The organism is Numidum massiliense (genome assembly GCF_001375555.1).
In the GTDB taxonomy this organism is placed as follows: domain Bacteria; phylum Bacillota; class Bacilli; order Thermoactinomycetales; family Novibacillaceae; genus Numidum; species Numidum massiliense.
Genome location: NZ_CTDZ01000009.1, coordinates 2,736,913 through 2,750,328 on the forward strand (window position 1 = coordinate 2,736,913; position 13,416 = coordinate 2,750,328).

Here is a 13,416-nt window from a genome sequence, read left to right on the forward strand (position 1 = left end):
CCACTCCGAACTCGCCGACACCTTCCGGCGTTCTCGTCCGATTGGTCGGATGGATCTTGTTAATTTCGGTTGAATGTCGGGATTTGGTGGTCGTAGACGAACTGCTGGATACGGGTCACAGCTTCTTCGTAAGGTTCGATCGGCTTGGTGGCAATCGGCAGCTGGTGCAGTTGGGGGAAAATGTCATCGATGTAGTGGGCTGCCTTCTCTTTGGGATGTCAGTTGTGCGAAGGCGAAATAACCAAACCTAGGACGAATGAAGTCTATCAAGGTTCGGTTAGTAAAAATAAGGAGCATCACGTATCTCCAAAAGATTATTGATCCTCCGTGGCGATTAACCTGCATAAACAAGCCAATATGGGTATTCCGCACCGTTAGTAATCTAAGAAACGATCTACCCCTATGTTTTCAACAAAAAGGGAATGTAAGTTCGGGGCAATCATTACAGCATCATCAACATCTAGATTACCAAAATCCGTTATATAGAGGCCGAATCCTCTTGATCCATTTAGATACATCAATACGCCTCCGCCTTCATCATCGCCGATCGCTAAAGATTCCGGAATGAATTCTTGGATATTGTACGCCTTATTCATTTCAATACATCCTAACGGTCCCCAGATACGTATATACTTTTTATTATCAACATTAATTTCCACCTCTGTAGCTTGACGAACAATATCAAAATAGTCCGTAGGGACAACTATTGAGGAAAACCTCTTCAAGTCCGCAATTTCCTTCCCCGTACAAGGAGGTTGTTTAGCATCCACACTAAATTTGCTGCTTAAGTCTGTGAATAAATTCATTAAAAATCCAACCTTTCATATTTCACTCCTAGTTTATCGAGCATTTTATATTGCTGCTCTAATACCCTGGTTATACTATCACGTGAGAAACCGGCCTTGAGTCAATGGGATCGTGCTAAGCGCTCATTGACGAATGCATTGCGACTGTTTAAAGAAGAGGGTATCGATCCACAAACGAACTTAGAAGCGGAAGTGTATCACTTTTTGTCGCTTTGCGCGTTTTACGGCGATCAAGATTATGAGCAAGCGATCGAGCAAGTCGATATAGCATTAGCCGCTTTCCAAGAAGGTGGCGATCTAGCACATTTACCGGGTCAAATGTTGTACGACAAGGCGAATTACTTCTTCCACTTGGAACGCTATGCCCCGGCCTATAAATACGTTGCCGAGGCACAAAAAGCATGTGAGCAGACCGGTGACATAAGGATGCTTATTTTGTCATACAATTTAGAAGGCTTTGTTTTCAAAAGGCAACGTATGCATGACAGAGCTATTCGATGCTTTCGTAAAGCGATCCGGATGTCGGAAGCGTATCACCCAGATTGGCAGCTCGCGAGTATTTTATACTTAAACTTGGGTGACACATACTATCGCCAGCAAAAGTATGACAAAAGTTTGCATGCATACGACATCGTGAATGAACTATGTCCGAGAACGAAAGATGATAACGTGCGTGCAACGTTGTACATCTCGTACGGGGAAGTGTTTTACAAACAGCAAGAGTACGAGAAGGCAGCAGAATACGTCAATCGTGCCACGAACTTTGCCAAGAAGATCCGCCTCACATCGGAGTATTTACAGTTGCTGATACTGAAAGCAAACATCGCCCTCGAAACGGACAGCGCCGAAGTGGAAGAGCTTTGCCGCGAAGGGATCGACTTGGCGGATAAACGGATGTTGCCCGACAAAAAGAAGGAATTCCTCTTTATTATGGCAAAGTGGAAGGTCGCGAAGGTTACTGGTGCGCCTCTTATCGAAGTACAATAGTTACAGATAAAAGTAAATTGTTCTAAGCAAAATGTAGTACATGGCCGATACTTGACTTAACAACATGATCCAACGCGCTGATCCACCAATTAGACAAATGCCATCGGCCATGATTTCACCCAGTTCACCTTTGCTCAGTTGTACGCCTTTTCCGCTGATCCAGCGTCTGCCCGGAAGCGTCTTTCCACTCCATCCATCCGTTATTTGTCCTCCCTAACACGGCAGCTGCAGCGGCACTTGGCGAACTAAATATGTAATCCCCCGTAAAGGTAACGACACCGTTTCCGTCTGCAACGAGCGTACCGTTATCTAACAACTCGCCTCTCATTTTTTTAATCCACGCGCTAGTTGCAGGTGAAACGGTAGGGTTACAAATCGATCCTTTAAAAACGACAAATCCTTCATCGGTATACTCACCTCGGGCATTTGCGTCTCTCACACGGCAGTAAAAAATGTCCTTCTCCCGTTCACTCGAGACTTCTTCAAATACCGGATAACCTAAAGCGGATAGTAGTACTTTCATCGTTTCAAACGTGTCGATTAAGTCGACAACCATATGTTCTGGCAAAAATGGTTCCGTTGGCTTCTGACTATTTTTTACTTGATAACGCCCTGTGTCAACTGCTTTACAGTAACAATACGCCTCCAAGTATTTTACATGCCCCTTTGTAAAACTTTCCGTTTTTGAAACGACAACTACGGCCACATTCCAGAAATCCTTATCCGGATCTTGATGGTGCTGTTTAAGACGCTCATAGCAATTTTCCGCTTCACCAATATAAACATATGGTTTGCTGTCAGCATCACCCTTTCCAAACAAAAAGTAAAGGCCGACCGTTTTTGCCTCTTGACGCAAGCCCATTTCCTGTAACTTATTACGAGGAATCAACAGTAGTTGTACAATACGCGTCGTAATTTCAGCGATTTTAATACTTGTAGGCGAACCGTCGGGCATGAAAATTTGAATCGTTTTCCCTACGGGTTTCTCCTTCATCATACCATCCCTTCTACACAAGCCTCCCGCATCACGTGTGACACAGGAGGCTGTTGATCGTCCACTTCTTTGAATCCGTGTCTTACGTTCCCTTGTCTTACGATCCCTTGATGTGTATTATATCAATACTTAATCTCAAACTGGAACGGTTCGAAGTCGAGTTCATAATTGTCCGATGACCCTTCCAAATACAGCGTCACTTTACCCTGTTCGCTATCAAGTTTCGGAAACACGAGCACGCCTTCCGATGTAACGCCGGGTAAAATTTCCGACTGCACCTGTGGGTAATCGTCATTCAATGTATCTACTATCTCATGCTGTTTATTGTCGGCGACGAGCTTAGTATTAAAGTCATAGAACTCAATTTTGTTTTTCGACTCGTTGGTGATACTTAAGTAAACACGCGTTTCTTTTTCTGCTAGCTCCATTTTTTCGACGGTTACTTTGTAACCGTGCTGGTGTTGCGTGTCGTTAATGTCGACTTCTTTTTGGGCCTCGGCAAATGCTGTAACGTAATCCGTTTTTTCAATGTGCTCAGCATCGATCGCTGGTACAGTGACGTCCCCACCGAACGCGTTGGCGCCACTGAATTCACCCTGCACGACTCCGGTGACGGAAATGATGTCACCGTTGTTCACGTCGATGTCCGGATCGTCACTATAAATTACGATGTTCTGTTCGTACTCATCCGGATCCAAATACGCTTGGATACCTATCTGTCCCTTATGATGTTCCGGTTCGACGAAAATTTTTGCCGCAAACTGGACGCGGGCACCTTTATACTCGTCCGGGTTGGCATACATTTTCTTTAATTCAGCGGGCGATAACGGCTCATCCGATACGGGCTCCTCTTTCCCTGTGCTGCCCTTTTCGCTCGCTTCAACCTTTTTTTTGCCTTTGTCTGCTTTTGATGTCGGCGTTCCGTCGCCGCCGCAGGCGACTAGCAGCGCCATGCTCAACATGGCGAGTACAACAACTAACAGTAGCTTCTTCATTTGAATACCTCCAATGATTTTGTATGTATGATCTGTGATGACGTCTCTAGCGTAGCACGGCTATACTGTCAAACCCGGTCAGCGAACAAAAGTTCGCGAAACTTGTAAATAAAAATTCCATGGTTCTCACTCTCAATCTCTTCACTCAATCTCTTCATCCGTTACCTCTTCACTCGCAACCTGAGTGTGAAAAGGTAATCCCATGTTCTCGCAAAAAAAACGCACGGTTGGATGCCAAAGCATCCTTCCATGCGTTTAAATGACGTAAGTTTTTATCCGTTGATGTAGGTACAACCGCTTGACGTAAGTTTTACCTACTATTGACGTAAGTGTCATCCATCGTATTCACTTTTCAGGTTACTGCACGGTGCGTTAACGGTTGTCCCCCTACTTTTTCTTCGCTTTTTTCACCGTGACGTAAGTCGTCTTGCTTACTTTGCCTTTCGCGTTCTTTGCCGATACAGCTAACTTCGTACCGGTTTTTTGCCGTTTGATCTTCACGCTGAAGTTGCCGCTCTTGTTCGCTTTCGCTTTGCCGAGCACGGTTTTGCCGCGTTTTACCGTGACGGTGGCATTAGCACTCGTTTTACCTTTTACCGTCTTGCTCGTGCTGTACACGTTGTTTACTTTCGGCTTCGCCAGTGCTTCCGACTTACCTTGTTTCACCGTGACGTAAGTCGTCTTGCTCACTTTGCCGTTTGTGCCCTTCGCGGTGAAGGCAAGCTTCGTGCCGGTTTTTTGCGGCTTAATGATGATCGTGAAGTTACCATTCTTGTCTGCTTTACCTTTGCCGAGTACCGTGTTACCGCGTTTGATCGTTACCGTTGCGTTAGCGCTCGTTTCACCTTTCACCGTTTTGGTCGTGCTGTACACCGTCTTTACTTTCGGCGCTGCTGGGGCTTCTGACTTACCTTGTTTCACCGTGACGTAAGTCGTCTTGCTCACTTTGCCGTTTGTCCCCTTCGCGGTGAAGGCAAGCTTCGTGCCGGTTTTTTGCGGCTTAATGATAATCGTGAAGTTACCCTTCTTGTCCGCTTTACCTTTGCCGAGTACCGTGTTACCGCGTTTGATCGTTACCGTTGCGTTAGCACTCGTTTCACCTTTCACCGTTTTGGTCGTGCTGTACACCGTCTTTACTTTCGGCGCTGCTGGGGCTTCTGACTTACCTTGTTTCACCGTGACGTAAGTCGTCTTGCTCACTTTGCCGTTTGTGCCCTTCGCGGTGAAGGCAAGCTTCGTGCCGGTTTTTTGCGGCTTAATGATGATCGTGAAGTTGCCGTTCTTGTCCGCTTTACCTTTGCCGAGTACCGTGTTACCGCGTTTGATCGTTACCGTTGCGTTAGCGCTCGTTTCACCTTTCACCGTTTTGGTCGTGCTGTACACCGTCTTTACTTTCGGCGCTGCTGGGGCTTCTGACTTACCTTGTTTGACGACGACGGTGGTCGCTTTGCTGACGAGACCGTTGGCGTCTTTCACGGTGACCGTTAGTTTTGTACCCGTTTTTTGCGGCTTAATCGTAACGCTGAAGTTGCCGTTTTTGTCCGCTTTGGCCGTGCCGAGTACCGCTTTGCCAGCCTTGACAGTGACGGTACCGTTAGCGATCGTTTGGCCTTTTACCGTCTTGCTCGTGCTGTAGACGTTGTTCACTTTGGGCGCTTTTGGCGCTTTCGGTGGAACAGGGGTCGTCATGTCGGCGACGAAGTCTTTGTACAGCAAGTAGAAGACACTGGAAGACCAGCTAAAGTTGCGCGCGTGCAACGTTTCCCCAGTTTCCGGGTTGTAGTTCTCGTGGATCGGACCGTCTCCTAGCAAACCTTCGGCACTGTCAAACAGCTTTTTCGCCATTTGACCGGCTTCTTTTTTGTAACCGTAGTTGTCGAGTGCTTTAACGCCGAAGTACGCTTGGTCCATCCAAACCGGTCCTCGCCAGTATTTATCCGGCGAATAACGCGGGTTGTCTTTCGATGCAGTCGGGAACGGCATTTTCGTGTTAAATTTGTTTTCGTCCATTGCCGCGTTTTTGACGGCTTCCGCTTGTTCTTTGCTTGCAGCTTTCGCCCAGAGCGGAATGAAGCCTTCCACACCTTTACCGCGTTCGACTAACGGTTTCTTCGTCTTTATGTCGACGTCGAAGAAAAAGCCTTCTTTTTCGTCATACATGTGCTTTTGGATGTAATCTTGCACATACTTTGCTTCTTTTTCGTATTTAGCTGCGTCCTGATCTTGTTTGAGCAATTTCGCCATGTCGGCAAGATACAGTTTTTCCGCGTACAAGTAGGCGTTGAGGTCAACCGATTCTTGCGAAATCGAATAACCGAGGAGCTTGCCGTCTTGATCCTTGTTTTCTAACACTTCGATGCCGTAATTGACGTCAAAGCGCGGCGCGTTGTCCATACCGCTTTCCCACGCGGCAGCCAAAATGATTTCTTCTTTGCTGTTGTTTAAATCGTCAACCGTGCCGCCGTATTCGGCGATGCCGTTGCCGTCGTGGTCTCGGTTCGTGTACCACCAGTTGTGGTATTTGACGAGTTTCGGATACATTTCTGCGATAAAGTCTTTATCGCCGGTCTCTTTGTACACTTCCCACACGGACCATGCGGCGAGGGCCGGTTTCGAGTTACGTTCGTTCCAGTTGCCACCACCGTCTGCTTGGTCGTTGTAGAAGACGCAGTCGATGATCATTCCGTCGTCTTGCGGACGGTGCGAGTCTTTCGTGATTTGGTAATCAAACATGGAGCGAATCGATGACTTTGCCAGTTCCGGATCGAAGTTGACGACCCCTACCGATTGTTTCCACGTGTCCCAAGCCCAAAATCCGCCCGTAAACCAAACGTAAGAAAACGATGGCGTGATACCGTCGTGCTTCAATTTACCGGCCGGACTGCGCCAGTTCGTCAGGAGCGTTTCCATCGCTTTCACTGCGGCGCGGTCGTAGTCGTTAATGTCCGACGATTTTTTCACCGTGCGCTTGACGTAGTCGTCCCAACGTTTGTCCGTGTCTTTAATGTACTTCTCCGGTTGGGCAAAAATGCTTTTTACTTTGTCGTGTTCTTGCGTTCTTTCTTTGTCGGTGAACGTGTAGCTATGCGTCGTGTACAACGCGTGGTCTTTTTTCGCACCGACGGTAATCGGCTGATTCAGTTCGGTCGTGTAGCTGTCTCCGTCGACGACCGTCTTCACTTTTTCCGGATATTTTACTTCGAACTTCACTTGATCCGTCGTGAAGTACGACCATGTGCTTCGCACTTTTTTAAAGTCGACGCGCACGCCGTCTTCAGTCGCAGCGAGGTCGTACGCGCTTTTGATCGGCTCTTCTTTGTACCGTAACAGATCACCTTTCCACTCCATCTGCAAGGTGAGTGGCTTGTCCGTTTTGTTTTCGACGACCGTCTTAACGAGTGCGGTGCGGTTCGTCGCATAGCGCAGCTCGAGAACGACGTTCATGTCTTTCAGTTTGTACACTTGCTTGAGCATTCCCGGGTAATAGGTCAGTTCTGGGCTGGCGTCTTGCGCGAGGTCAACCTTTTTCCCTGTTTTTGCGTCAAAAATTTCTAGTTGGTTGAACGCTTTACTGAGGTACCAAGGATATTCCTCGGCGACGTAAATCGGCCCGACAAAGGCACCGAAAAAGTCTTTGTCTTCCTTCGATGGGAGCGAATAGCCATGCCACGCGCCCAAGTCGACGAACGTGTTCATTTTGTGGTGGCCGCCGGGGTAAGCGCCCTCTGGCACGCCGTACGGGTTTAAGACGTTAGCGAGTGCTTCTTTAGTGGAAACTTTCTTAGCGGCATCTTCCTTAGTAACGGAAGCTTCCTTCGCGGAAGCTGCCTTCGCCACAGCCGGATTCGCCTGAAACGGCGTGACGTAAGTGAACAGAAGCGCTATCATGGTGACGACGACTAACCATTTCTTTCCTCTCACTTTACTTCCTCCATTGTATTTTTATTGTCCTGTCCTTTTTTATAGCAGCACCTTATTTATAGCACCCTATGCGTGGAATAACAACAAACACTTTTGTGGACAACACGCTCTATCCGACGCGCGCGGTCCGTCGCAAGACGCCCGAGTAAAGAATGAAATAGGCCGAGCGCCAGCGCCTTTCCCCCTCTCTAGGCGTACATTTACGGTAAAACTGTAATTATTTAAGTATTACTGTAAATTCACTGTGCATAGCTTTGTTCGGTGCGCAAGACAGGGTTTGCTATGTCACTAATTTAACAAGCAAAAGGTGTGCCAACGTATCAAAAGGGTTGTCATACCAAGGAAAAAAGGCCCTGGTGCGCACACATTGCACACACAGAGCCTTTAAAACCTTGCACACATTTCTTACTAAACGTTAGGCGCCACCTTGCGGAGCCTTTTTCAACTTTCAACCGCGGGCTTACTTGGCGAACTTTTGCTCTGTAAAACTGTCTCTCACATTGTGAAGAGTTGCTTGGCAAGCCCTCACTTGGCGAGACGCGCCATGTTTTCCGCGGCGTCGTCCGGAAAGGTCACTTCGTGTTGCTCGGCGATACGCGCGAGTACGGGGCGCCAGACAGCGATATCGGTCTCGGTGATGTCGATTTTTTTTAGTGGCGGCGGCGTTGGTTGCTCCTGATCGCTACCGGTTAATTGCTGCTGTAACAGTTTGTCCGTCACAATCCCGAGATGCATCCAGATGCCGAGCTCACGTTCCGGTTCCCAACCGAAGTGATCGCGCACCGGGCCCATTTCGTTCGCCAGCAGCTGACAAAAACTGCGCGGGTTGAAGTGTTGCACCGTTTCACTCAAACCTTGTTCAATAAGGGCGGGTATGTCTGCCACTTGCAGTGATGCCGTACGCGGCGCGGTGATCGGCCCGCGCGTGCGCTTGAGTAGACGCTCGAGGCGGGCTGTCCCGTCGGATTGCAACAGTTCCCAAATAGGGATGTACGGTACGCCCTCAAGGTTGGGCGGGACGGTGCCGACGACGGCGATGAGCTTGTATTCCTTCGCTAAATGCTCGAGTAGCGGCGACTGACGACTCTCCGGGTCGATGCGCACGGAGCGCACGAGGACATCCGCGTCGGTATCACTTTCCGCCAACTGTTTGCGCAGCCAATCTTCGAGGGAAACGGCCGCTCCTTCGCCCGTTAAACAGACGGTGGCTATGAGGCGCTGCTTGTCTTTCTCGCCATCGTCGCCCGCCTCTTCGGAGGCGCTGAACGGTTGGGCAAAGTAAGCGAAAGGCGAACGCAATACATGGGCGGCACTGTCGGCAACGGTTTGCAAATCGTTTTCTGGCAGCATCGCCTTTCGCCCGGCCTCGATCACCATTGGCAAGTTGACGTGGGCGAGCGTCTTTATCGGTTTCCCGAGTTCCTGGCTAAGCGCTTCGCCCATCGACACGAGGGAGCCGATGTCGACGAGCATGAGCACGCCCGCCCCGCTCTCGATGCGCGCAATTTTTTTCGCAATGCGCCGATAAGCGATGGATGTCGACTGGCTGAGTGGCATGTCGACGGCGTGGATGATCGCATTGCCGAGTAACGCGTTCGTCACGTCGGCCATCGAGCTAGCGGCAGCATCGCCGTGGGTGACGACGAGTACGGCGACGCGGGACGTTTTGGTCACGTGTTGCGCGGGCGGAGCTAGTAACAGCCCGAGCAAGTCCGTTTCGCGTGCCGGCAGTTTTACATTGAGCCGATGTTCGAGAAACGCGGTCAGTTTTTGCGCTGCTTTTTGGTAGGCGGCGGACACGGGCGCGATTTGCGGCAAGTCGCCGTACCGCGCCGACGATCCTGGTCGGCGCAACATGTTTTGCGTGTGCAGGGCGATCGCAGCGATTTGGTGGACGGTTAGTGGTGTCGGCAAGTCGTCGTTAATGTGCGTTGCCGCTTCGCGAATCGTCTGCAGCAATTGCTCGTTTACTAGACGCATGTCGTCGAGGACGTGGCCGTCTTGGTTGCGTGACGTGTTGAACAGAGTTTGTACGTATTCGTCGACGACTTCTTGCAGCGCTTGCGCCGTCTGTACCGGACCAGCCCCTCGTTTATGCAAAGCCCGTTCGCGTTCGGTGAGTAATTCGTACACGTTAGGTAGTGGCATCGTTTCTGCGTTCGCCTCGATCCTCGCCGTTTCGACGACAGGTGTGGCGTGTCGTTCCTCAGACGGTGAATACGAGGTGCCACTACTTTGTACGGTACTCGGTATGTCGCGGCTCGTGATCGTTACACGTTGTTCGCGGTGATTCAGACGGCGCAAAAACGCACGGGCACAAGCGATTTGTACGTCGCTCTGCAGTTGTCCGATGTTGCCCGGACACGTGTAAGAGAGCAGCATCGCCCTGCTTTCCGGCGAGATGGACAAAGGAACGCCCATCTGTGTCGCTTCGTGCTGTAAAAAGTGCGTCAATAACGCTTCCCGTTCAGATCGCGTCCGTTTGCGCAGCGGCGGGAGTGTCAGCTTAACCGAAAAGCGGCGGTATAGCGTCGGCAAGAGGACGTCTTGCGGCAATTCGGTCGTTGCGCCGATGAGCCGAATGCTTGCGTGCCGTTCCAGCGACGCTTCCCCGAGCCGGCGGAACATCCCTTGGTCGATGAGGTAAAACAACATTTCTTGGCCGGACGGCGGCAAGCGGTGTATTTCGTCGAGGAACAATATGCCGCCGTGGGCGCGCTCGACGAGTCCGATGCGGTCGGAGGTAGCGCCAGTAAAGGCACCCTTCTTCACCCCGAACAGTTGCCCCATTAACAGTTCCGGGTTATGTGCGTATTCAGCGCAGTTAAAGGCGACGAACGGCGCCGCTTCTTTAAGCCGCTTTTGTTCGACGGCGATGTCGTACAATTTGCGGGCGAGAAAGCTTTTGCCGACGCCTGTTTCGCCGAACAGTAAAATCGGCAAGCCGTTCGGAGGGTAAAATAAGGCAGGGAGCGCCTCCTCGAGTACCGGTTTTAAGCTTTCTCCCGCACCGATCACCGCTTGCGACAGTTTCGATAGAAGCGAGTTGTTGTTGTCGTGCTTAGGCTTCGACTGTTGCGGCGGTTGCAGTCCCTCAGGATTCACCTCACGTGATAGCTGATCCGAGGACATCTGCTGGGCGTTATGCCGTGTATGCTGCGAATCGTGTAACTGTTGCTCTGAATCGGACGCCGTTGATCGCGTGTCCAGCAGCGGCTGTTGTGGGTCGGCTGAATTCTGGAGCGACTCGGCTCGCGCAGGGATCGGGGCCGACGGTGTGCGTGGTAGACCGACCGACACGTCCCGCTCACCCTGGAGGCGCTTACCAGCATCAACCGGCAAATAACGTACGGGACGTCCGACGACTTTTTGAGCCCGCTCGGCTTTCACGAGTTCGTTCAAATAGCGGCTCGCCGTCGAGCGTTCGATTTGCAGTGCCTCGGCAAGTTGTGCCGCCGTGATCCCCGACAGTGTGTGAGCAGCGAGCGTGTGCAATAGCTGTTCGGCAACGTCGACCTTTTTCAACACTAATTCCTCCATTCTGCCTCCATTATACACACATCACACACTAACAAACAGGCGGAACGACAGGGAACTCATGGAGAAAAGACGACACTTGCACAATGGGATATCTGTTAATGTTTTGCTGAAGTTTTTCTATAGCTCCTGTCACTTAACCGCTGCGGCGATTTTTCGGTTGATCGCTTCCCGTTTGCGTAGCAACCAATCGCTGTCGACGGGGTAGTCTCGAAACGTTAACGGGCGCTCTAAGTCTTCTTCTAACAGCGCGAGCACTTTTTCCTTTCCGACGAGTGTCTCCAACAGTTGTAACGCGCGCAAGTCTTGCAGTGCCTCGTAAAACACTTCTAGGCGGATCGATTCGATCGGGCCATCGTCGCCGGGATAGACGAGAAAGGCATCCCCCGACGGAAACGCGGCATCGGCATCAGTCGTACGAAACGGGTCGATTGCGCGTCGCGAATACTGGGAAAACCAAAAATTGTATCCCCAATGGAGAAAGCCGGCGATGTCGTACTTGTACAGTTGCATCCCGAGCACGCGATTTCGCGCCGACGGGAAGTTGAAGAAGCGGTTGGACACGTCTTTGTACTGTGAACAACAGTAATACGTCCACAAGTTGGGCACACCGTTCTCAAGAAAAGGTTCAATGTGGTCGCTGGCCGGAATCGGGTTTTTCACCAGTCCTTGTTCATAGAAGGAATAGTCGGACAAGGCGTCGATGAGCGGAAACGCTGCTAAGTGGCGGTGCAGTAGACGACTCGCTTGGCGGTAGGAAGACAAGTGCTCAGCGTGTGGCTCGTCCGATACGTGGAAAAAAACGTGCTTTTCTAGGCGATGCTGTTTAATATAGCGAACGAGTTCCGGTAAAAACTGATCCAAAAATTGTTCGTAATCACTTCCTGCCGCGTCCGTTTTCCAGCCAAAGATCTTGCGTTGTTCGCCGTTTTCCGTCGCGACAATTTTTGGCGCATGGCGGGCGCCCCACTGCGTAAACAGGTGAGAAAACTCAAAGTAGCGCATGCCCCGCGAGCGGCAGCAAGCGATCCAACGGCTGAGTCGTGCAAACCCGAAAGTGTACTGATCGCCCACTTTCTCGACGTCGACAAGTTGTACTGTCGGTCGTTCCCCACCAACTGCTGTATCGAGTGGCGGTGTAAAAAGCGGTGTCAAAATCGTGTTCACGCCGTGTCGCGCGGCAGTGTCCACATATTGTGCGATACGCCGCCAATGTGCCTCGCTAAATACGTCGTCACTGTAATAAACAGCGAGGCAGTCGGCGTGGAACCATTCCGTATGGATGAGTCGCTGCTCTGGTAGCGCTTGTGGTATGACGTCGAGGGTGAATGTCTCTTCGCCGAGCAGTTCGCCTGTGGCGGTCCCGAAGGCGACGCGAATTGGGTGCACACCCGGCGCCACATCTTCGCTAAGGTGTACCGTCACCCACACGGCCCGCCACTGCCCGGGGTAGCCGACGAGCCCTTCACCAGTGTAAACAGCGTGGCCTACGTCACCTGCATTGCCGGCGTGACCTCCTTTACCCACGTTACTATTGTCGCCACGGTCGTTGCCGTCTCCGCCGTCTCCGAGCGAGTACAGTGGATACAGCGGGTCGGGGTACAAGCCGGGCGTCGTTCGCAGCACGCGACCGTCACCGTCGTGGTAAGCCGGTAATTCCGATGGGACGAGGCCGACCGAACGTACGCTAATCACATCTCCTAGGTCGGAATCGATTCGCACGCGCATCCCTTTTAGTAAAGCATCGCTGTTGCGGTAGGCGACTTGAAACGCATACGTTTCGTTCCATAGCGCAGAGCCGTGGCAATAAGCGGAATCGGTTAGTTCTTCGTCGGCAAAAACTTTTGTAAGCGAACTTAAGCAGCGGGTTTCGAAGCGCCGGGTTGTTGTAGCCATAAGAAAGGTTGCCTCCTTTTACTTAGTGGGTTGATGGGTTAATTGTTTTCTCCATTGTATCACAAGCGTCGCGCATTCATTACATCGATCCTTTGCCCCTCTTCGCTCCACACTTATTCGACCATTACACAATGGAAGCCCCTTACAACAAAAAGGCGCTCCCACCCGTAGAAACCTGCGTTTGGGTGCGCCTCTCTTCGCATGTGCCCCTCTCCAGCACTTTATAACGAAATTGCATCACATCTTCTGATCAAACCGCTGCACTGTCGCAAACGAATCA

The 13,416-nt window shown here is 50.9% G+C and carries 7 protein-coding genes; 1 reads left to right on the forward strand and 6 read right to left on the reverse strand.

The window, feature by feature from the left end; genetic code table 11:
- Positions 1 to 374: 374 nt before the first annotated feature.
- Positions 375 to 806, reverse strand: coding sequence for a hypothetical protein (locus BN1247_RS12835; RefSeq protein ID WP_054950748.1), 432 nt, complete (start codon positions 804 to 806; stop codon positions 375 to 377).
- A gap of 96 nt (positions 807 to 902) precedes the next feature.
- Between BN1247_RS12835 and BN1247_RS12840 the strand changes: the two genes are divergently transcribed.
- Positions 903 to 1,793: a tetratricopeptide repeat protein gene (locus tag BN1247_RS12840; RefSeq protein ID WP_054950749.1), complete on the forward strand. Its 891-nt coding sequence runs from the start codon at positions 903 to 905 to the stop codon at positions 1,791 to 1,793.
- A 124-nt stretch (positions 1,794 to 1,917) separates the two neighbouring features.
- On the opposite strand, the gene BN1247_RS12845 is transcribed toward BN1247_RS12840, so the two are convergent.
- The 5 genes from BN1247_RS12845 to BN1247_RS12865 form a co-directional block, all read right to left on the reverse strand.
- Positions 1,918 to 2,787: a GIY-YIG nuclease family protein gene (locus BN1247_RS12845; protein ID WP_054951643.1), complete on the reverse strand. Its 870-nt coding sequence runs from the start codon at positions 2,785 to 2,787 to the stop codon at positions 1,918 to 1,920.
- A gap of 122 nt (positions 2,788 to 2,909) precedes the next feature.
- Entirely contained in the window at positions 2,910 to 3,782 is an 873-nt protein-coding gene (locus BN1247_RS12850; RefSeq protein WP_054950750.1) for a hypothetical protein, read from the reverse strand.
- A gap of 387 nt (positions 3,783 to 4,169) precedes the next feature.
- A complete protein-coding gene (locus tag BN1247_RS17260; RefSeq protein ID WP_074011161.1) occupies positions 4,170 to 7,703 on the reverse strand; it encodes an MGH1-like glycoside hydrolase domain-containing protein in 3,534 nt (1,177 codons plus the stop codon).
- 525 nt (positions 7,704 to 8,228) lie between these two features.
- The gene (locus BN1247_RS12860) at positions 8,229 to 11,243 is read right to left on the reverse strand and encodes a sigma 54-interacting transcriptional regulator (protein ID WP_054950751.1); all 3,015 of its coding nucleotides are present in this window, start codon (positions 11,241 to 11,243) and stop codon (positions 8,229 to 8,231) included.
- A 129-nt stretch (positions 11,244 to 11,372) separates the two neighbouring features.
- On the reverse strand, positions 11,373 to 13,136 hold the full coding sequence (locus tag BN1247_RS12865) for a DUF4091 domain-containing protein (RefSeq protein WP_054950752.1): 1,764 nt from the start codon (positions 13,134 to 13,136) through the stop codon (positions 11,373 to 11,375).
- Positions 13,137 to 13,416: the final 280 nt, after the last annotated feature.